Below are 20,124 nucleotides of genomic sequence, written 5' to 3'. Positions count from 1 at the left end.
CATCTAGCAACCACCAACTATCAACTACCGTCTATGTCCTACCCTCCTTGCCCCCAGTGCCACTCTGAATTTGTTTACCAAGATCAAAACTACTTAGTTTGCCCAGAATGTGCACACGAGTGGAATCCGGACGATCAAGACAGCTTTGCAGTCAAAGATGCCAACGGCGCGCCGCTGCAGCAAGGCGATAAGGTCACCTGCATTAAAGACTTAAAAGTAAAAGGCAGCTCTCAGGTTATTAAAGTTGGCAGCAAAGCCATCATTAAGCGTATTGTCGACGGCAAAGACCACCAGCTCGACTGTAAAATTGTCGGCGCCGGCGAAATGATGATTACCGCTAAATACGTTAAAAAGGCTTAGCAGGAAGCGCCGGCGCCCGATATTGGCGTTAAAACTGCAACAGCTCGATACTTATTTTTGCTTATTGTACAAATAATGAGTGTTTTAATGTTTATTAAAACACTCATACAAACGCTTTAACCTTGCATTTGTTCCAACTCAACACCTTTGGTTTCGCGCACAAATTTAAATACAAACAAAATAGAAAGTGCCGCAAAAAACGCGTACAAGCTGTAGGTCAAGGCTAGGCCCAGCGCCGCCACAAAAATTGGGAAGGTCATGGTGATCGCAAAATTTGAGCCCCACTGAAACAAGCCGGCAACCGCAAGGCCAGAGCCGCGTATTTGATTTGGGAACATTTCACCGAGCATCACCCACATCACCGGCCCCCACGAAAAGTTAAAGAAAACCACGTAGACATTGGCCGCCACTAAAGCTAACAAACCCATGTTATCACTTAAACTGACCGCGCCATCCGCACCTAGATTTGCAGTTGAAAACGCAAACGCGGCAAGTGTAAGGGCAACAGCCATACCGCTAGAGCCAATAAGCAACAGTGGTTTGCGGCCGACTTTGTCAATTAACAGCAGTGCGACAGTCACCGCCGCTATGCTCAAACTGCCAGAGGCTACATTGATCAGCAGCGCGTCATTTTCAGAAAAACCAACGGCCTGCCACAGCACCGCACCGTAATAAAAAATCACATTGATGCCGACCAACTGCTGGAAGCTAGCCAAACCGATGCCCAGCCATACGATCGGGCGCAGACGTTTTGTGTTTGAATCAATCAGGTCGCGAAAGCTCGGGCGGTGATCCTGGGCAAGTGACGCTTGAATATCCTGGTATTTTTTTTCAGCCGTCGCGCCATAGAGCTTTGTTAATACCGCTACGGCTTTGCTTTTTTTAGCTCTGGCAACAAGGTAGCGTGGGCTTTCAGGAATAAATAACAGCGCTACAAAAAAGATAACTGCCGGAATAAGTTCCACCCAGAACATCCAGCGCCAGGTCTCTTTGCCAAACCACAACGGGTTAAGCGCCGAACCGGATAACTTAGCCAACAAAAAATTACTTAAAAAGGCCACCGTCAAACCCAGGATAATGGCCACCTGTTGAATCGAAGCCAGGCGGCCGCGATAGCGCGCCGGCGCAACTTCACTGATATAGGCAGGCGCCATGACACTGGCGGCGCCAACGGCCAGACCACCGATAATGCGAAATATAATAAATGCCGCTGAACTGCCCGCCGCACCTGAGCCCCAGGCCGATATAATAAAAAGCACCGAGGCAACAATAAGCATAACGCGGCGGCCAAAGATATCGGCCAGCCAACCGGCACAAAAGGCGCCAAGCGCACAACCGAGCAACATCGAAGCGACATTAAAACCCGTGCCGATATCATCGGCATTAAAGGCCACACGCAGCCCTTCAACGGTGCCATTAATAACACCACTATCAAAACCAAATAAAAAACCGCCGATCGTTGCGATACAACTGATCAAAATGACCGTCAAACTGTGTTCTTGCTCAGGCCCTGCTGACGCAGTAAAACCTGCGTCTTTTGAAGCTTGAGAACCTGAACCTTGAGAGCTTGCACCAGCTAAATCAGACATACAGTACCTAAATCCAAAGAGGTTGTGTTGAGAATGTTGTTATCGGCGCCTTAAACACAGCGCACTTAGAGCGATGTTATTTTTATAGCGCTTTTATATTCCAACAATTTGTCAGCTATATTTCCTTTTCACCTATCTTTGTATTTCTGCTGGACAAAACAAGCAGGTTAACAAAAACGATGACGGATTCTGGCAAATATTAACGCTTTAGTAAAACAAAGCTTTCGTTTGCGCCAAGCGCCCGACCTAAGCCCCACAGGCTTTTCCACTAAAACTCCCGTCACCTGCACACCAGAGCATCGACAGCTTTAGTAAATAAAGCGATTTATAATATTCTCATATCGTTCTTGTTGGCCACTGATAGGCAAAGGCTCTTCTAACTTATCGCCAATTGCAGCGAGCTCTTGAAGATCCAGCTGCCCGTTGGCAAAAGCCAAGCCCTTACCGCTATCAAAGCTCTGGTAACGCTGTTTGCGCATAAGTTCAAGTTCGGATTTTTCCAGCAGCTGCTCGGCAATTAATAAAGCCCGGGCAAAAACATCGATGCCACCAATATGGCCATAAAAAGCATCGTGTAAATCAGTCGAATTGCGCCGGCGCTTGGCGTCAAAATTCACACCCCCGCCTTGCAGGCCACCGCTGCGCAGCAGTACCAGCATCATTTCAACACACTCATTTAGGTTGTAGGGGAACTGATCCGTATCCCAGGCGTTTTGGTAGTCGCCGCGATTGGCGTCTATGCTGCCGAGCATGCCGGCATCGGCGGCAACGGTCATTTCATGCTCCATTGTGTGGCCGGCCAGGGTTGCGTGATTCGTTTCAATATTTAATTTAAAGTCGTGCTGCAAATCGTACTTGTGTAAAAAGCCGATTACGGTTTCGCTGTCAAAATCGTACTGGTGTTTTGACGGTTCCATCGGTTTGGGTTCGATTAGAAAATTACCGCAAAAGCCCTGTTTGCGGCCATAATCTCTGGCCATTGTTAAAAATCGCGCCAGGTGTTCTTTTTCACGTTTAACATCGGTGTTAAGCAGGCTCATATAACCCTCGCGCCCACCCCAAAACACATAGTTTTCACCACCTAAGGCAATGGTAATATCGAGCGCGTCTTTAACCTGCGCGCCCGCACGCGCGAGCACGTCAAAATTGGGGTTGGTGGCGGCGCCGTTCATATAGCGCGGATGAGAAAATAAATTGCTGGTGCCCCACAACAATTTAATACCCGAGGCCTGCTGTTTTTCCTGGGCGTAATCGGCAAGCGCCCACAGGCGTTTTTTTGTCTCGGCCCGACTCGGCGCTTCATCAACTAAATCCATATCGTGAAAACAGTAATACGGCAGACCAAGCTTGCCAATAAACTCAAACGCCGCATCAAATTTAGCTTTGGCCCGCGCGATCGGGTCACTAATATTTGCCCACGGATAAACAAAGGTACCCGGGCCAAAAGGGTCGGCCCCGGTGCCACAAAAGCTGTGCCACCAGCACACGGCAAACTTAAAGTGCTCTTTCATTGTTTTTCCGGCAACAACACGGTTTTCATCGTAGTAGCGGTAAGCTAAAGCCTTGTTACTGCCTGTGCCTTCAAACTTAATTTCATCAATGCCGGGGAAATATTCCGTCGAGCCTATCAATGCTGCCATAAACTATGCTCCTTATTCGGGCTGTTTTGTCTTTAACAACTGCAGCCAACGCAGTTGCTGCTGCTTGAGTTCTGTGCGGTGTTTTGAGGGCTGAATTTCCTTGCCGACCGGCTCCAGCGAAACAAAAGCCTGCTCTGCATTTTGGTAAAAAGCGCAGCCCCAGGCCGCAGCCCGGGCAGCACCCTCGGCGCCGCTGGTACTAAATAGCTGTATAGGTAGGCCGGTGCAATCACTGAGGCTCTGCCTGAAAACTTCACTGAGAAATAAACTGTCGTGGGCGGCAACTATCTTTGTTGCGCCAAAGCCTAAGCTTTCGAGCTGCTTCATGCCCATGGCCATCGCAAATGCCACGCCCTCTTGAACCGCGCGCGCCATATGTGCCAAGCCGTGGCGATTTAAATCCAAACCTTCAATCTGTGCCCGCTGGGCGGCATGATTTCCGAGCAGGCGCTCGGCGCCATTGCCAAAGGGCAGCACCATCAACCCTTCAGAGGCCACCGGCGCCGTCGCCGAAAGTTCGGAGAGCTGCTGATAACTAAGCGTCGAGCCGGCTTCATCTAGCAGCTGCTTTAGCCAGCTGTACATGCGCCCGGCACCATTGATGCAGGCCAGCAAACCAAGCGGCTGCTCGGCGCCGGGTTCAGCAATATGTAAAAAACTGTTAATACGCTGAGTCTCGTCGCAAATCAAGGTATTGCTAACGCCGTAAATAACACCTGAGGTTCCCGCCGATGCGGCAATATCGCCGTGCTTAAATGCGCCGAGGCTCAAGGCGTTATTGACCTGATCGCCAGCGCGATAACTCAAAACAACATCATCGCCGGCACCCGAACCGAGCCCAAGCTCTTTGGCAAGCTCCGCTTTAAGTGTCGCCGCAATACCGAGGTTGCTTTTAAGCTCGGGCAGCAGCTCGCTACTTAAGCCGGCTTTTTGCAGCGTATCGCTCGCAGCAGCGCTTTGCACAAAATCCCACAAGGTCGCTTCCGAAAGGCCACTTGCACTGGTTGTGCAGCGACCACTAAGGCGCATGGCGATATAGTCGCCGGGCAGCATAATTTTGTCGATGCGCTTAAACGTCTCGGCCTTGTGCTGTTTAAGCCACAACAATTTACTTAAGGTAAAATTGCCGGGCGTATTTAACAGCCTCTGTTTACACCAGCGCTCGCCGAGCGTTTTGCCAAGCGTTGCACCGACATCAACTGCGCGGCTGTCACACCAGATAATCGACGGGCACACAGCCCGGCGCTGTTTATCTACAGCCACCAAACCGTGCATTTGATAGGCGATGCCGATGGCGCGCACCTTAACACCCGCGCCGGGGTTGCGCGCTAACAAGTTTGTTATGCCCTGCTCAACGGCCTGCCACCACAGCTCGGGCTCTTGCTCGGCCCAGCCGGGCTGAGAAGAAATAATCTCAAACTCCGTTTCGGGGCTTGTCAGTGCATCGATCTGCGCACCCGCCTGTGCATCAAACAGTGACAGTTTTACTGAAGATGTGCCAAGATCTATGCCCAATGTGTACATAAAGCCCCTGCTTTTACTGCTGCCCCAAGCTTAGCGCTGCCAGCTGTCAGTAAGCAGGCAGCGCACATATAGTTATTATGACCAGAACATAACTTATCATCCATTGTTTTTTATTTGGCACCGGCCTGGTTTGTTGCTCAGCGCTTAACAAGCGCCGCTTGTTTACTTAAGTGCAAGCTTCCTGGAACGTTACATCTTAAGTGAACAGCATTGCGCTATACTGCGGGCTTTAAATATCACAAATACCGGCGCAAACACCTGCACACTCGCCAAGTGCCAAGTGCCAAGCCCACCGACAACTACCGTATTGCGATGAAACAAGAATCCAGTTCCCCTTCCCGCCCAATGCTCGATGCCATCAGTATCGACTGCGTTATTTTCAGCCTCAACAAGGGGCAGCTAGAGGTATTGTTGGTCAAACACGCCGAGGGTATCAGCAAAGGCAACTGGGGTTTGCCCGGAGGCTGGATCTATCGGGATGAAAGCATCGACGATGCCGCCTACCGCCTGCTAAAAGATTTAAGTGGCCTGGAAAATGTTTATTTAGAACAGCTGCGCGCCTTTGGTGATGTAAAGCGTTTTCCCGGAGAAAGAGTGGTAACGGTTGCCTACTGCGCTTTAATTCGCGCCGAAGATTACCCCGTTGTTGCGGGTTTTACCGCCTCGGATGTGAAGTGGCAAGCAGTGGCCGAGCGCGGCAGCTTAATTTACGACCACGATGCCATTGTCGATTTTGGCGTGGACTATTTAAAAGCCAAAATTAAACGCGCACCGATCGGCTTTAATTTATTAAGCGAAAAGTTCACCTTGCTGCAGTTGCAAGAATTGTACGAAGGCATATTGGGCATCAAGCTCGACAAACCTAATTTCCGCAGAAAAATGATGAAAATGAACTTGCTGGTTGACTGCAATGAAAAACAAACCGGTGTGCCCCACCGCGCCGCCCAGCTTTACCGTTTTGACGCAGAGGTTTATCAGCGGCTAACCAAAGACGGTTTTGTATTTGAAGTTTAAACAAAAGCAGTTTTTAAAACACAAAAAAAGGGCTTCATAATGAAGCCCTTTTTTTGTGCTGATCGCGAAGTTGCGAATTCGCCAGCCTTAAAAGCTATTAATAGTCATTAAAAACTATAAGGCGTTGTCGATTCACCAAAGCGGTTCAGGTTAGTGCCGAGCATACGCGCAATACCTAAGAAATAATCGGCCGAATGCCTGAAGTTGCCATTTTGGCGAACATCAAGATAACGACCTGTCTGGTGAACACCGCCAAGACCACCGGCAATCAGATAAGGCATATCCACATTGCGGTGGTTATACATACTGAATTCCGAAGCCGTAACAATTAAGGTGCTGTCAAACAGCGAACCATTACCGTCCGGGATTTCTTTTAAACGATCAATCAAGTACGCCATACGCCCATAATACCAGCGGAAAATACGTGCCTGATTGCGGCGAAGGTTGGCATCGGGTTTGTGGCCGAGGTTGTGATCGTTGACATCGCCGCCCTCAAGATCGCTGATACCAACTTTTTTATAGTGATCGTTTTGCGCTGGGCCTTTGTCTGTGCCAGAGGCGCTGAACTGCAGCATCGATACACGCGTGCGGTCCAGTGCAAACGCGGCGATCGTGGTATCAATCGCAATATCAACCAACTTGCCAAAGTTTTCAGAACGATTCCAGTACTTGCTTGAATCGTTGCGCGAGCCCGCGGTATTAGTCCAGCCATTGGGAATGTCAAACGAGACATCCACTTGCTGGCCGCCGCTGTTGTCTTTCTCATCGGCGTCAACAATGGCCTGCGTATCTTGTTCAAGCTTTTCAAATGACGCGAGGATTTTTTCCATCTTCTGGCGCGCTTCATCACCGCCCATACAACGCACTGTTTCAAGCTCGGCCGCGGCCGAGTTCAAAATCGCCAAACGTGCTTTCTGATCGGTAAATTTAGGCCCGCTTACCACGCCGGATGAATCAATACCGTTTGGAAAAATCTGATTGTAAACGTCCATTGGGTTCCAGTTTGGGCTGCCAATATTGCCGCCGCCGACGGTTCTCACCGGCGACATATAACCGTCGGCCGCACCGCGGTTGTGAACGTGGTGCCCGTAAACCGGCGTATAAATTGATGAGATCGCCGAGCTGCCTTTTAAAAGCGGCCCGAGCACCTGATCGATACTGCCGTTCTTAGGTGTGCCGCCAGTTAACGCGTGATCGATAACCATCGCGTGCGCATCACTGCTATCTGAGCCCGAACCGCGATTCTGGAAACCGCTGTAAAGGCTGATATCGCTGACGTGACGGGCCAGAGGCTGCAAGCAGTAGCCGGCCATATTATTGTCGACATAGTTGCGAATCGAATTGTTATTACTCTTCGGATTGCGGCCACTGATCGACGCATTGCCATTAATCTGCAACTGCCCAGTCTGAGCCGGCCAGAAGGCCTGCTGCGCACAGCCTTCCGGGACATACCAAATAATCAGGCGCTTAAACCCGGCTTCTTCGGCCAGCGCGCGCTGGGCAAATGGAGACATCATCGCCAGCGAAGCGCCGCCGCCAACGGCGGCTTTAATGAAGTTACGTCGTTTTAATTCTGAATTAATTATGTTCATCATTAGTTCTCCACCGGGCATGAGTCGAGTTCGGCCGTCGCGTGAATCTTGCTAAAGGATTCGCTCGTTACCAGTGTTTTAAAGATGTCGTTGATTGGCGCTCCAGCTTTGGCCATGGCTTCAACCTGGCTAAAGCTGGCCGCTTCGGAGGCTTTAGGGTCGCGGCCCAAAGCAAAACGATAGAGCTGACGCGCAAAACAGTGCTGTACGGCGACACTCGAGGCGGCGGCCGTCGAGAAGACAGGCACTTCGCTGTAATCACCGTCGATGTCCGAATCCATCTTCACACCACCGCTGAGCTCGGCTGAGCTAAACAACTTGCCGGTGTCATCGTAGATATCAAACATGCGACCGAGCGGATCAACCACTGCGTGGCAGCCTTTACAGCCCGGCGCCGTGGCGCGGTCAGCAGTGCCTTCGTTCTGGTCGGCGGCGTTATCCGGCGGAGGCGGCATGGCGTTACAGAACAGGCGCTCAAATACAACCTTGCCACGGAAGATGGTGTTGACGTCGCGGCCGTGCTCACCGTTGCCGATAAGGAAACTTGCGTGCGTCAAAATGCCCTGGCGCAACGAGCCGTCTTCAAAGGTGTAGAGCTCCCAGTCGCTGCTCGGCGCCTCAACACCGTAGTGTGCGGCTAGGTTGGCATTAATAAAGCTGTAGTTAGCATCAAACAGCTCAGCCATCGGCAGGCCCTGATCAAGAATGTAGTAGACAAAACGCTTGGTCTCTTCCACCGCATCTTTTTTCAGTTGATCTTCCGAATCGCTAACCTGGCCGGGGATATGCAACCACTCGGCAATAAAGCGCCAGACAACTTCTTTATAGGCTTCGCTTGCCATTAAACGATCAGCGTGGGCAGCAACACTTGCAGAGCTCGTCGACGACATGCTCATAAACAGCTCTTCGTCGGGAATACTGTCGATCAAGAAGTACGACAGGCGCACCGCCAGCTCTTCGGGTTTCAGGTTGCTGTTGGTGACATCGCCCTCACCGACTTCAATGTTATAGAGGAAGCGCGAATCAATCAGCGCGCGGGCAATGGCGGCAGCCACCGCTTCACTTTCCTCGGCGCCGTCGTCAAAGGCTTTGTCGATAATGGCCGCCAAGGCGCTAACGTCCTGGCTTGGCAAACTCTGTACGCGGAACAGTTTTTCAATGCTCGGCTTTAAGTACTGCTCAACACAGCCCTGGGCCGTGGTCTCCCAAGTACATTGATTGTTGTACAACTTAACCAGCTCTTTGGCGATCGACTGAGCGGCAATCACCGCGTTGGAAAAGTCAGAGGTATTTTCAGCAGCGTTGTTGGTATAAGCAGCAAAAGGACCGGTGGTATCCGCCAACAGGGTAACTTCCGGCAAGCTCACGCCATCGCCAGCGACCGGGAAGGCCACATCACAGCGCTCAGAACCACACATACAGATACTGTTGCTGGCACCACTGTTTTTACAGTCGTTTGCCTGCGGCCAAATCGCCCGACACTGAGAGGTCAGGTTACACTGATCGGCCGGCACGACCGGGGCACCGCTCGAGGCATTGGCAAGATCAAAGGCATCGTAAATGGTGTTCATATACTCTACGTTGGTCAGGCGGAACTGCGGTGACAAAATTGCAGAGTTCGCCAGCTCCTTAACGCCGGAACAACCGGTTATACCAACGCTTTCACCCGGCTCAGAGAAGCAGGCGTCGATCACGTCGGGCACCTTATCGCCGTCGTTATCAACCGCGCGCTCTTCGGCGGAACAGCCCATGGTATTGCCGCTGTTCACAACCGAGCCAACTTGATCGGCCGGTGTGTTCGGGCAGACATCGTCCGGCAGATTTACCCCGTCGCCGTCGGCGTCGAGACACTCAGCATCGTTGGCGTTGGCCGGGTCGTCGCACTTGCCGCCGTTACCGGCTGGCGCAAAGGCTTTGACCATAAACTGCGCGATATCACTGGCACAGCTTGAACCACCACTGTCGACACAGCTTGATGAGGCGCTGCCAAGCGGCATAAATTCATCGAGGTAAGCGGCCAGCGGGCCAACTTCGGCGCAGTTGCCATCAACTTTTTCACATTCGTAGTTGTTGATCTTGGTGTACGCACCACCCTGGCCTTCAGCTCCGTGACAGGCCGCGCAAGACTTCGATACATACAAGGCCTCACCGCGCTGCACAGATGAACAGCCATCGTTATCAACCATCACACTCGCTTCAGTGTTCGGGCAGCTGTCGGATGCATTTAAAACACCGTCGTTGTCGCTATCATTTGACGGCGGCATCGTCGGCTGTTCGGACGGCATCGGGCTCGGCAGCGTTGACGGCTGCACGGATGGTAAAGGTGAAGGCTCGGGCGCGATGCTCGGCTGCGCCGAAGGCTGTATCGACGGTACAGGCGAAGGCGCAGTAGAAGGCATCACCGAAGGTTTGGGTGACGGCTGAGTTGAACCCGAGCCGATCTTGCGCACAACTAGGCCAGAGAGTTTGGCATTGTGAACAGAAGCTGAGAACTGCAAGTCGAGCTGCCCATCACGAACAGAGACAGAGCTTAATGTTTTGTCGAGCGCGTGTTTGGCGCCGGCCTCAGCAACCAAGTCGAGGCCACTGACAAGGCGCTGACCTTCAACATCCACATCAAAAACACGCTTGCCGCTCTCTTGCCAAAATATTTCAGCAAACTTCAGGCTAATTTCATACTCGCCGTTGTCGACAGGCAAAGCATAACTAAAACTGCCCCAGCGGTTAGTTTGATAGAGGGCCTGCATGGTGGTGCCGGCAATAGCATCGTCGCCGCTTGACGGTGTTCCGCCGGTAAAATAGGCGTCGGCGATATAAAGAACATCGCCGTAGTTTAGGCCCTGTTCGGAACCAACGTTAATCGCATAAACCACGGCCATATCCGGGCTAGGTTCGCTCGACGGTTCAGGCGAGGGCTGCACCACTGGCGCCCAACTTTTGATGTAAGCGGCAATATTGATCGCACAGTCGGCAACACAGTTTTGCCCCTGGTTGTGAGGCATCCATTTTTCGATGTACTCAACCTGATCGTAGAGCATGCCGGGCTCGGAGCTGTGCTCCCAGAAATCTTCGGCAGCATCAATCGGGTCAGAAAAGCCTGTGCTCTGACCATCGTCGCCGTGGCAGAACGAACACTGCTGGCTATAGGCAAGCTTACCGGCTTCAATATCGCCCTCGGGCTCGACCGGAGGCAAACTCGGCTGCGGCGAAGGCTCAACCGGGCTTTGAGACGGCTCGCTTGATGGCAAAGCCGAAGGTAGCGGGCTGGGCTCGGCTGACGGCAGCGGTGAAGGAAATACCGTACCGGGGCTCTGGCTTGGCTGCGGCGAAGGCAGGCCAGTATCGGCGCTCGGCTGCGGGCTAGGCCAAGGTGTTGTTGGCGATGTTGTTGGCGATGGGCTTACCACCGGGCTTGTGGCCGGCGACGGACTCGCCTCACCGGTAGCGCCACCATCCACAGCGGCTCCGCCACACGAGGCCAGCGCAAATGAAACGGATACAGCTATTAAGAAGCGTTTTGTTAAATAGAACATAAAATCACTTATGAGTAAGAGTTTTAAGTTTTCAAATCGAACATGTTTGCCAAGAACAGCAAAACAGCTTCAGCCCACTATGTCCTATAGCGAGCCAAAATGTTCTAAATCTGGTGCAGGGCGAGAGTAACTTTCAGCCTAATTTAAGCAATACATTAAGCTCAGTATTTGTGATGCACTCTTCATTATTTGTGTGCCAAAAATGGAACTTTGCGAACTCAGCACAGCGCAATAACCACGCGGCTTAGCGCCAAAGCAAGCAACAGATGAAATCGTTTACACGACAGGCGGTTCACACACCAAAAAAAGCCATACTTTAGAAGCAGGAAATACATCGAGATGCAGAAAAAAAACCACCCCAAAGTCGCAACAAAAAAACACGCTTAGAGCAAAAAAATACAGAGACAATAAGATTGATACTTTGCAGAAAAATTTTATTATTAAAGCCGGCAGCAACGCGGCAAAAGTGAAAGATGGTAAAGGCAGGCGTTTTGCAACAAACAGCGCAGATAATTGTCCACACTGCTAAGCGACAACAAAACCAGTACAGCCAAATAAAGCCGGAATACCCTATGCCCAACGCGACAAATGCTGATCAGCAAATAACTTCGGCCTTTAAGCTAAGCACTGCTGGCGACGTTTTACTGTGGCATATCATTTTGTTAGCGCTACTATTTGCAAGCCCACTATTGATAAATCAGGCCGCCGCACAAGCTGCCACTGATAATAAAAGCAAGGCCCAGCAGCCACATATTCAAGTGCAGCTTATTGCCGAGAACATCAGCGCCCACAAAAGCCGTGTCGGCATCTTATTTGAGCCCGAGCCGGGCTGGCATATTTACTGGCTCAACCCCGGCGACACCGGGCTGGCCCCCAATATTAGCTGGCGTGGCAGTGAGGGTTTAAAATTTGGCCCACTCAAGTGGCCGATGCCTGAGCACATCCCCGTTGCCCACTTGGTCAACTATGGTTATCACGGCACTAGCCTGCTGTGGAGTGAACTCAGCCGCAGTGCAGGCACAGGCGACAATAACAGCAAGCACAACAATAACAGCCCCGGCATCGTGCAGGCCGAGCTAAGCTGGTTAGTCTGCAAAGAAAGCTGCGTGCCAGGCCAGGCCTCGTTAAGCCTTGATTTAAACCAGCTCGATCAGGCGAGCTCAGCGCAGGCCGGTAAATATTTTGCAAAAGCACAAGCTAAATTGCCCAAAGCCTTAGCAACTATGCAGGCTCACTACTGGACAGACTCAGACAAGCTCTATATTGACGTTTATTTTAAGCAGGCGCTGTTCTCCAACGCAGCCAGAAACGCACACACAAAAAGCGATATTGAGTTATTTATCAAAGAGCTCGATCTGGTGAACTACAGTGCCTCCGCCGACGTACACGCAGAGCACAATGTTTTGCGCTGGAGCACAACTTTAAACGATTATTATCAAAGCGCCCCGGACCGTATTCACGCAGTGCTGGTACTAGACCAGCAGCAGGCCTTCGAATTTGCCATCAACCTTAAAACGGAGTTCAACAACTAATATGAAGATACATCAACACGCTTATCGTTTGTTCACCGCACTTTTATTATTAGCCTTGGGTGCGAACAGTTTGGCCGCTGCGAAAATCAATGAAGCTGCGCCAGAATTTGAATTAACAGACAGCAACAGCAATACCGTAAACTTAAGCCAATTTAAGGGCTCTACCGTTATTCTTGAATGGACCAATAACGAATGCCCCTTTGTAAAAAAACACTACGACAGCGGCAATATGCAAAAACTGCAAAAACACTACCGCCAACAAGGTGTTGTATGGTTGTCGATTATTTCTTCAGCGCCGGGCAAACAAGGTTATGTTGACAACAAAACGGCCAACGAATTAACAGCCTCACGCGATGCCGAGCCCAGCCATGTGTTGTTTGACCCAAGCGGCGAGGTTGGCAAACTCTATGGCGCTAAAACCACGCCTCAGATCGCAATTATCGATAAACAAGGTATCTTGCGTTATAACGGCGCAATCGACAGCATTCCGTCTGCCAACCCGGCCGATATCGCCAAAGCGCAGAACTATGTTGACAGCGCCATGGCTGCACTCGACAAAGGGCAATTACCGAAACCTGCAATCACCCGCCCCTATGGCTGTTCGGTAAAATATAAATAAACAACAACTGCGGGGCCTGAAGCGCTAGGCCCCGATTATATTTATCGCCGTATCTAGACTAGGGCCTGTTAATACTAGTGATTAAAGGCCTGAAGATAAGCCAACCACTGCGACTGGCTAGTAATTTCCCCGGCCTTTTGCCAAGCGTAACCGGCCCAATATTCAATTTCTGCAGACTGATCCGTCCGGCTAATAAGTAAGGCGTGCTTATCGGCGCTGGTATTCACCTGTGTACTAATCAGGGGCTCTGCCGGCCAGCGATCAGGCAATATCAGCGCTGTGCCCAAATACGAATCGTCTAATTTTTCCCAGACGCTGGCTTGTTGCTTATCGTCAGAAAAGCTGATTTTACCGTGGCTGTGAGCACTTAAACCAACAGCGATGGGCAGGTTGGCCGCGGCTTGGCCGTTTTTATAAAAACGCGATTTCACATGAAATAAGCGCTGGCCTTTTTTTAACGAGATGGTTTTCTCTTCGCGGTAGAGATCGCCTTTAATTCGCTGTTCATAACTAAGTGAAAACTGCAGCTGTGTGCTGCTTATCTCAGGCTCATTCCAGCTCACAAAGGTATTTAAGCCGTAAGCGCGGCCCTCTATCCACAGCGCCGTCGAACCGCAGCCGAGCGAATCCCCGACCTTGTAGTTGTCGAGCCCCTCACCTCTATCTTGGTGATAACTCAGACCCTGGTTTAAGGCCAAATCGTACCAGCGATTAATAATCGGGTACGGCACGCGCTTGAGCCAACAATCCACACCGGCATTTTCCAGCGAGTTGCGAAGTGCCGGCCCATAGACACGAAAGGCCACTTTGTCATTTTCCCACGCAAAGTCATCGGCGCGCTCACTCACAAAACGGGCAAACATCGGCGAGCTTAATTGCTGCTTTTTATTTGAGCCTGCGCTTTTTTCTTGCACCGGCGCCTTGTCGCTAGCCGATACGCTCGCGGCTTTGAACGAACAAGCGTGTAGTGATACAACAATAAGAAGCAGCGCGCTTAAGAGCCACATAAACTTACCTAATTTATTTAACACGTTAAAACAGCCGTTTAAGGGCGCTCAAGAATATGGCCAACGATGCGGGTATTAAAATCTTCAAAGTGCGGGAACTCGCCTTGCATCCACAAAACAACTTTCCAACCTTCCGCGCTAACAATGATTGGCCTGAAATTTTTCTCGCTAGAATTTTGGGTAAGGCTCTGCCAGTCAATACTGCTCACATCATCGGCCTCTTTGACCTTAGCGATATAAATTTCGTACTGCTCAGATAAAAAATCACCCGTATTCGGATGAACATTGGTTGAAATCACCACATTTTCAGGGTCCTCGGGGTCAAGAGCAATTAAACCGGTATAACTTGCCTCCATCTCATACAGCGACGGGCCGGCATAGGCTACTTCTCTGTCGTGCCACGCGCTGCCTGTCCAGCGCGCCATGCGAAAGCGCTGATCACTGTTAGACAAATACAAGCTATATGCGACGTGCGGGTGTTCATTTTTGTCCGACTCCACATCCGTCGACCAAGCAGCATTGGGCACACTGCCAAAACCTTCGGGTTTTACTGTTGTCTCGCTGCCTTGATAGATTTTGTCGGTATCAGATGCAACTAAAGGGCCGTCACTAAAGTAGTTGATCAAGCTGCCATCGGCTTTGTAAAACGCCTCTCCATCAAAACCTGCGTAATAAACACTGTTGCCGTACTGGCGCGGGTGAGCATCGGAAAAAAACAAACCAATAAGATTGTCATTTACCTGGTTGTAGCGCATATAAGGGCGCTGGTGTACATCAAACTCATCGGCAACAAAGTGACTGCGATGCCCCCATGTAGCGCCGTCGTCTTCAGAATAAACAAAATACGGATTTAAATCTGAGCCCATACGAAAGAAGTTATACAACCTGTGTTGCTTTTTTATGCTGTATAAATTCATATAAGTCACCCCGCCCCAGTAATTATCCGGGTCTTTAACAAAGTCGTGCTGCATAACTTTGCGCTCTGACCAGCTCAGGTAATTATCTTTTGACGAGATAGCGTAATAGTGCTTGTCTTCTTTGCCGTGTTCGGCCCACACGGCAACTAAACTGCCGTCATCGCGCACGTGAAAAACCGGGCCGTTGTGATCGTCTATTTCAAACGCCGCATCAAGCACGGCGACACCATCGAGTTTGCCACCGGCAAGATCAAAGACACCCACACGGATATCGCCGCTTTGACCACTGATGCCCCCGATAATTAACTTGCCGTTGTGAATGATGACTCTTGGGTCTTGGTACCAACACCAGCCAAGATCCTCAACAAAGCTTGTTTGCATCAAATCCATTTGCGGATAAGGGCCTGTATTGGCGGGTACGTCGTGCAGCGCTTGCCGAGAGCTGCAGGCCGTCAAAAACAATAAACAGCCGCTAAACGCGCCAGCCAAACAAGAAGGTAGATGTATATTCATTAAAACTGGTCACTCATGCGTAAAGACGGAATTATTTTTTTGTTGTGCACACGGTTGCACTGCCAAAACAAAGCATGCTGATCCCCGCGAACAATGTGAGGTTTGACTTGATGTGCAAGCGGGTCAAAGCTCAGCTGCTGCCAGTGCCAGCGCCCCTGCTTAAATTGGCCTTTAAACAATTGATATAAATCTTGCGCAAGCGCTTGCCCATAGGTGGGCGAGCGTGAATCAAGCTGCACGCGGCTCGATACAAGCAGCGTAGAGTTAGAATCGGGCACTAAACTCAAACCGTTAATTAACATCGCTGTTTGTTCAGCAGCTGCCTTTTTTCCGTCTGAGCTGTTTTGGTCTAAGGCTTTTACATCTAAGTTTTTGGCATTAATTTTCTCTGCCAACCGCTTTGCATCAAACTCCAATAATTTTTCCGTTTGCCAGGCGCCTGTTTCGTTTAAGCTAAGCAGTTGCCATTGATGGCTGCTCGCAGAGCTTAGTGCCAATGCAATAAGCGGCCTGCCATTATAAAGCTCCATATCCTCAAGCTTAAAAGAAGATACGCTATTTTGGCCCAAATACGGCACGGCCGCCGGCGCTAGCTCATTTATTACTGCTGGCAGCTTTAAATTTGCCAGCGGCGTGCCATCGGCGCTGGCAAACTGTGCATCAGCCAAACGCAAATAATAAATACCCGTGTTCGGCCCATCGTAAACACTTAGTAACAGGTGAAGAATATCGCCCTGACTAACACTGTTTAACTGAACGTTTTCCGCCGAGCTTGCCCCCGTATGTATTAACGCGGCGCCTTTCGACCAACTTGCACCAGCATCGGTTGATTGGCTCGATCTTAACGAAGCCTGCTCATCGATAAAAAACTGCAGCGTTAAAGGCTCACCGGCATGCGTTTTTAGCGAGTGAAGCTGCAACCAGCGCCGGCTTTCACGGGCACTAACTTGTTCGGCCTGCAGCACCATCGGGCTCCAGGTCGGCAACTTGATTTTTCGCTGTAAAAGTTGCCCTGAAGCCCCACTGCCTGAAGACACATTGTACAAAGCCAATAATTGTTGATCCTCTGTCGAAAGCAGTGCAGCCGAATCCATGGCCGCAGCTTGATTTAATATTTTTTGTTTACGTGCATAGGCGCTGACATTTGGCCACTGCCCGCCGGTAAATGCGCTAATTGCGGCTTGTGTTTGCGGCAGCTCGCTTTCTGGCTCATGCTGTGCCGGCTCGTGTTTTTTAAGTGTATTGTGCAAAGCAAAAAACACGGCTTGTTGTTTAATAACTGGCTGCGAGCTGCTCGCCGGCCACTGGGCATTGGCGGCAACAAAGCGCGGTTGAAACGGCGCCGAACTTAAATCCAGCAAACTTTTGTGGGCATTGAGCTTTAGCATTTGCGCACCGGCGAGTATCAGCGCGCCGGCGGCGTAATCAACACTGTCCCGCGCCCTGACTTCATGGGGTGAGCCGGCAACAATTTGGCTGTAACCGAGTTTACCGCTCGGCTCTATGCTGGCCGCCAAACCAGACCACGCTTTAAGCAGGCTCGGTAAAAAATACTGCCTCGGCAACCAGCCTTCGTTCACCCCTTTTGCCAGCGCGTAAGTAAAAAAGGCGCTGGCACTGGTTTCTTTTGTTGTATACCAACCCGGCTCGGTAAGCGCACTGCGCCACAGGCCGTCATTTTGCTGATAGTGCAACAAGCTGAAACTTAACTGCTGAAACAGCGCCAAATAGCGCTTTTTCTCGGGGTCCTTGTCGTCGAGATAGTCGATGGTTCGGGCAAGGCCAGCCATGACCCAGCCCATGCCGCGCCCCCAGAATATTTTTTGCCCACTTGGGCTTCGCAGCTGCGCCGACTTCGGCAACTGATCGCGAAACAGCAGTTGTGCATCGGCATCGTAGAGTTTGGCAACTGCCGGCCAGTACAGCTTGTGCAAAGTCTGGTAATAGCGCGCATCGCCGGTTGCTTTACCCATGCGCGCAAGCACCGGCGGCGCCATGTACAGAGCATCGGCCCACGACCACAAATGGGCGCCGTCAAACGGATAGGTGTTTTGATCCCAGTCGTGCAGCTCGCCGGGCTTAATTTCCCGCCGGTCAAAATAAGCCTGGCTCAAGCGCTGATCGAGCTCGGCAAGCGCTGCCCTATCTTTTTTAATAAAATGCAGGTCGAGATAACTCTGCGCCGGGCACAGTTCATCGGCGTGCACGGGGTTGTTAATCGCCCAGTCGAGGTGCCCGGCCCAGGCCTGCATTTTTTTTAAATACCAGCGCTCACCTGTGGCGCGATATGCGGCAATAAAACTTGAGAAAAAAGTACCGGTTGTCCAGCCCGGCCCGGGCAGTTCACCATAGGCCTGCAATTGGTACTCGGCAACACGGCGCATCAGCATTGCAATGCTGTCCTGGCGCACAGCCCAGGCATCGAGCTGATTAAATGGCGTAAGTAACGGCGGTGACGATAAATCCGTGGCGGCGGCAACCACCATAGGCGGCGGTGAATCTGAGCTGTTGTCGGCCTGTGTTGTTGCGCTGCTATAAATCTCAACCGGGCTGTTAGCATCTGCCAAACTGTAGGCACTAGCTTGGCTGTAGGCGCTCGCTAGCACAAACAGGCCCAACAACACGCACACACAAATGCGGTGCCAACTGCGCCAAGAAGAATAAAATAAGGGCTTTGCCGATAAGCGTTTTTGCGACCGCTTAAGGGCAATAAAAACACGGTTCATACGGGCCTGATACTTTGCTTATTATTACGGCAAGCAGCTTAACAGCCCTGTCAAAAACAACCTTTAAAAAACAAGCCAAGCACACTAGAAAAAAATCTTTCCTATATGTTTCAACAACTTATAGAAAGGTTTTTACAAAGAACACTGCTGTTGGAACTGCCCCGGGGTTAGACCTGTGTATTTTTTAAACACCGAACTAAAGTAGTTAGAATCGTTAAAACCCACCGCAAACGCGGTTTCGGTAATGCTTTTTGTCGCTAAAAATTGTTTGGCTTTGTCCATGCGCAAAACCAACAAATACTGCTTGATGGTCTGCCCTTTAACTTGCTTAAAACAGCGCATCATGTACGAACGGCTAACACCCGCGTGCTCGGCCAAACTATCGACATCACAGCGTTCGGCGTAGTGTTCGGCAAGATACTGGCAGGCCTTATCAACAAGCGCTTCGCCGCGTTGCTTGGGCAAATCGGCCATCACCTCGGCAAGGGCAAGCGCCTCGTTTGCAGCAACATCGGTGAGTTTGTCGCGGTTGTCACTGCTCTCAAGTTCGGCGAGGGTGTGATTGCTGCGCTTTAACATGCTCGGCGCATCGGCACCTGCGGCAACACTGGCGCCAACCAAGCGCCCCAGCGCCTCGCGCAGCTTTAACTTATAGGCGCTGACATCGCCGCAACTGGCGAGCTCAAGCTCCTTAAGCACGGCGCTGACACTGTGGCGATTTAACTCTGTGCCGCCGCGGCTGACCAATAGTTGCAATTCTTCGTTAAGCCACTGGGCCCGGCTTTTCAGCTCGCGCATATCGCGATAGGCAGGCCAACACCAACACGCGGCAATAAACAGCGAACCAATATAGTACAGCCAATACGCTTCACCGACGGCGTAACTGGCCAGCAGCAATACACCAAAACTCGCCGCGCCGATTACAAAACTCAAAGCAGAATGCGTTTGCCCGGATGTTTTTAAAGCACCCACTTTGCCCCTTGCTCTAAGGCACACAAACAACAGATACAGGTTAGGCAGCACACTTAGCAATAACGCGTTAAGCATCAGTGCGTACTGAGCGAGATTGTCATCCAGCACTAAGGCAAAAACAGCATCATTCGCAATAAATAATTGGTAATTTGCCGCATCCGCAGCAATGACATAAGTCAGTGCCGTTAACATCGCCACTGTAAACGCTACCGTATAGTGGATTTTGCCCAGCTTAAGGCCACACTGTAAGGCCGCCGCACAGCTCATCGCCGGCAAACCCAACGCAAAAAATAGCGCCACGCGAACATAGAGTATGGCAATGGCAGATTCGAACTCTACGTAAAACTGCAAAGGCTTGCCGAGCAAAAAACAGCTAAAACTCAGCAGAAACAACAGGTGGAAATAAAAGCCCCGAAGCACCCGCCGGCTTACAAAAACAAAATACATCAACACCATCAGCAACAGCTGCGCCGATACCAATGGGGCCAGGATAAAATAAAGGTTCTGAGCGGGAATACTAAACACAACAAGGCCCTAATAGCGGCTCAAACAAAGCTCTAACGGCGGCTGAAGCCAAAGCTTAAAA

13 protein-coding genes are annotated in these 20,124 nt (G+C 50.9%); 4 read left to right on the top strand and 9 right to left on the bottom strand.

The window, feature by feature from the left end; genetic code table 11:
• Positions 1 to 33: 33 nt before the first annotated feature.
• Positions 34 to 360, top strand: a complete 327-nt coding sequence (locus tag CFK45_RS09555) for a zinc ribbon domain-containing protein YjdM (protein WP_096086227.1) — start codon at positions 34 to 36, stop codon at positions 358 to 360.
• Between the two features lie 116 nt (positions 361 to 476).
• Here CFK45_RS09555 and CFK45_RS09550 read toward each other — a convergent pair whose 3' ends face one another.
• The 3 genes from CFK45_RS09550 to CFK45_RS09540 form a co-directional block, all read right to left on the bottom strand.
• A complete protein-coding gene (locus CFK45_RS09550; protein WP_096086226.1) occupies positions 477 to 1,949 on the bottom strand; it encodes a sugar porter family MFS transporter in 1,473 nt (490 codons plus the stop codon).
• 308 nt (positions 1,950 to 2,257) lie between these two features.
• Positions 2,258 to 3,589 carry a xylose isomerase gene (gene xylA / locus CFK45_RS09545; protein ID WP_096086225.1) on the bottom strand — a complete coding sequence of 444 codons (1,332 nt, stop codon included), beginning with the start codon at positions 3,587 to 3,589 and terminating at the stop codon, positions 2,258 to 2,260.
• A 12-nt stretch (positions 3,590 to 3,601) separates the two neighbouring features.
• Positions 3,602 to 5,113, bottom strand: coding sequence for a xylulokinase (locus CFK45_RS09540; protein WP_096086224.1), 1,512 nt, complete (start codon positions 5,111 to 5,113; stop codon positions 3,602 to 3,604).
• Positions 5,114 to 5,323: 210 nt separating this feature from the next.
• Between CFK45_RS09540 and CFK45_RS09535 the strand changes: the two genes are divergently transcribed.
• Positions 5,324 to 6,127: an NUDIX hydrolase gene (locus tag CFK45_RS09535; RefSeq protein WP_239923628.1), complete on the top strand. Its 804-nt coding sequence runs from the start codon at positions 5,324 to 5,326 to the stop codon at positions 6,125 to 6,127.
• A 107-nt stretch (positions 6,128 to 6,234) separates the two neighbouring features.
• On the opposite strand, the gene CFK45_RS09530 is transcribed toward CFK45_RS09535, so the two are convergent.
• Both CFK45_RS09530 and CFK45_RS09525 read right to left on the bottom strand, forming a co-directional pair.
• Positions 6,235 to 7,722: a DUF1552 domain-containing protein gene (locus CFK45_RS09530; RefSeq protein WP_158224663.1), complete on the bottom strand. Its 1,488-nt coding sequence runs from the start codon at positions 7,720 to 7,722 to the stop codon at positions 6,235 to 6,237.
• On the bottom strand, positions 7,722 to 11,252 hold the full coding sequence (locus tag CFK45_RS09525; protein ID WP_096086222.1) for a malectin domain-containing carbohydrate-binding protein: 3,531 nt from the start codon (positions 11,250 to 11,252) through the stop codon (positions 7,722 to 7,724). Before CFK45_RS09525 ends, CFK45_RS09530 begins: the two co-directional genes overlap by 1 nt.
• Positions 11,253 to 11,824: 572 nt before the next feature.
• Between CFK45_RS09525 and CFK45_RS09520 the strand changes: the two genes are divergently transcribed.
• Positions 11,825 to 12,784: a protein-disulfide reductase DsbD domain-containing protein gene (locus CFK45_RS09520; RefSeq protein WP_158224662.1), complete on the top strand. Its 960-nt coding sequence runs from the start codon at positions 11,825 to 11,827 to the stop codon at positions 12,782 to 12,784.
• 1 nt (position 12,785) lies between these two features.
• Positions 12,786 to 13,403 (top strand): redoxin domain-containing protein, encoded by a 618-nt coding sequence (locus CFK45_RS09515; protein ID WP_096086220.1) that lies wholly within the window; start codon positions 12,786 to 12,788, stop codon positions 13,401 to 13,403.
• Positions 13,404 to 13,477: 74 nt separating this feature from the next.
• On the opposite strand, the gene CFK45_RS09510 is transcribed toward CFK45_RS09515, so the two are convergent.
• The 4 genes from CFK45_RS09510 to CFK45_RS09495 form a co-directional block, all read right to left on the bottom strand.
• Complete coding sequence (locus CFK45_RS09510) at positions 13,478 to 14,410, bottom strand: DUF4861 family protein (protein ID WP_143247543.1); 933 nt, start codon at positions 14,408 to 14,410, stop codon at positions 13,478 to 13,480.
• 38 nt (positions 14,411 to 14,448) lie between these two features.
• On the bottom strand, positions 14,449 to 15,840 hold the full coding sequence (locus CFK45_RS09505; RefSeq protein ID WP_096086218.1) for a BNR-4 repeat-containing protein: 1,392 nt from the start codon (positions 15,838 to 15,840) through the stop codon (positions 14,449 to 14,451).
• Positions 15,840 to 18,407, bottom strand: coding sequence for a glycoside hydrolase family 88/105 protein (locus CFK45_RS09500; RefSeq protein WP_158224661.1), 2,568 nt, complete (start codon positions 18,405 to 18,407; stop codon positions 15,840 to 15,842). The genes CFK45_RS09505 and CFK45_RS09500 overlap by 1 nt, the downstream gene beginning before the upstream one ends.
• A 291-nt stretch (positions 18,408 to 18,698) precedes the next feature.
• A complete protein-coding gene (locus tag CFK45_RS09495; protein WP_096086216.1) occupies positions 18,699 to 20,063 on the bottom strand; it encodes a helix-turn-helix transcriptional regulator in 1,365 nt (454 codons plus the stop codon).
• Between the last annotated feature and the right edge of the window lie 61 nt (positions 20,064 to 20,124).

Source organism: Agaribacterium haliotis (genome assembly GCF_002312815.1).
Classification (GTDB): domain Bacteria; phylum Pseudomonadota; class Gammaproteobacteria; order Pseudomonadales; family Cellvibrionaceae; genus Agaribacterium; species Agaribacterium haliotis.
Note: the sequence above shows the minus strand (reverse complement) of the source record. Positions and strands in the feature narration are given on the sequence as shown.